The organism is Aequorivita sediminis, from assembly GCF_032080575.2.
Taxonomy (GTDB): domain Bacteria; phylum Bacteroidota; class Bacteroidia; order Flavobacteriales; family Flavobacteriaceae; genus Aequorivita; species Aequorivita sediminis.
The window spans coordinates 1-1,826 of the sequence record NZ_JAVLSO020000021.1; the positions used below are offsets into that span (position 1 = coordinate 1).

Below are 1,826 nucleotides of genomic sequence, written 5' to 3' on the forward strand. Positions count from 1 at the left end.
TTGTAGTCTCAGGCAGACTCGAACTGCCGACCTCTACATTATCAGTGTAGCGCTCTAACCAGCTGAGCTATGAGACTGTCTCATAGATATTAGATTTTAGACTTGAGATTTTAGACTCCAGCGACCATTATATTAGGTGCTTTTCGTCTCACATCTCATATCTGATATCTCATATCTATCTATATTATAAAATTGACAGCTAAACCAAGCGAAACTCCTTCTTTTTATATAAAGAGTGTCTCTTTGTTGAATATTCGGTCGTCTTTCTCTAGAAAGGAGGTGTTCCAGCCGCACCTTCCGGTACGGCTACCTTGTTACGACTTAGCCCCAGTTACCAGCTTCACCCTAGGCCGCTCCTTGCGGTGACGGACTTCAGGTGCTTCCAGCTTCCATGGCTTGACGGGCGGTGTGTACAAGGCCCGGGAACGTATTCACCGGATCATGGCTGATATCCGATTACTAGCGATTCCAGCTTCACGGGGTCGAGTTGCAGACCCCGATCCGAACTGAGACAGGTTTTGTGGATTCGCGCCTGCTTGCGCAGTGGCTGCCCATTGTACCTGCCATTGTAGCACGTGTGTGGCCCAGGACGTAAGGGCCGTGATGATTTGACGTCATCCCCACCTTCCTCACGGTTTGCACCGGCAGTCTTGTTAGAGTTCCCGACATGACTCGCTGGCAACTAACAACAGGGGTTGCGCTCGTTATAGGACTTAACCTGACACCTCACGGCACGAGCTGACGACAACCATGCAGCACCTTGTAATCTGTCCGAAGAAAAGGGTGTTTCCACCCCTGTCAGACTACATTTAAGCCCTGGTAAGGTTCCTCGCGTATCATCGAATTAAACCACATGCTCCACCGCTTGTGCGGGCCCCCGTCAATTCCTTTGAGTTTCATTCTTGCGAACGTACTCCCCAGGTGGGATACTTATCACTTTCGCTTGGCCACCCAGCCTACCAATGTAGGCCGGACAGCTAGTATCCATCGTTTACGGCGTGGACTACCAGGGTATCTAATCCTGTTCGCTCCCCACGCTTTCGTCCATCAGCGTCAATACGTTGTTAGTGACCTGCCTTCGCAATCGGTATTCTATGTGATATCTAAGCATTTCACCGCTACACCACATATTCTAGCCACTTCACAACGATTCAAGACAACCAGTATCAATGGCAATTCTACAGTTGAGCTGCAGACTTTCACCACTGACTTAATTGCCCGCCTACGGACCCTTTAAACCCAATGATTCCGGATAACGCTCGGACCCTCCGTATTACCGCGGCTGCTGGCACGGAGTTAGCCGGTCCTTATTCTTACGGTACCGTCAAGCCCCCTCACGAGGGGGTGTTTCTTCCCGTAAAAAAGCAGTTTACAACCCATAGGGCAGTCTTCCTGCACGCGGCATGGCTGGATCAGGCTCTCGCCCATTGTCCAATATTCCTCACTGCTGCCTCCCGTAGGAGTCTGGTCCGTGTCTCAGTACCAGTGTGGGGGATCCCCCTCTCAGGGCCCCTACCCATCGTAGCCTTGGTGTGCCGTTACCACACCAACAAGCTAATGGGACGCATGATCATCTTGTACCGATAAATCTTTAATTATAAAACAATGCCGTCTCATAATACTATGGGGCATTAATCCAAGTTTCCCTGGGCTATTCCCCTGTACAAGGCAGATTCCATACGCGTTACTCACCCGTGCGCCGGTCTCTATAATGCAAGCATTATATACCCCTCGACTTGCATGTGTTAGGCCTGCCGCTAGCGTTCATCCTGAGCCAGGATCAAACTCTTCATCGTATAATCTTCAATAATATTGCGACCATACTT

The 1,826-nt window shown here is 50.1% G+C and carries 1 tRNA gene and 1 rRNA gene; both read right to left on the reverse strand.

The window, feature by feature from the left end:
* Nucleotides 1-3: 3 nt before the first annotated feature.
* Nucleotides 4-77: transfer RNA gene (locus RT250_RS13400), tRNA-Ile, on the reverse strand.
* A 195-nt stretch (nt 78-272) separates the two neighbouring features.
* Nucleotides 273-1,796 (reverse strand): 16S ribosomal RNA (locus RT250_RS13405).
* Between the last annotated feature and the right edge of the window lie 30 nt (nt 1,797-1,826).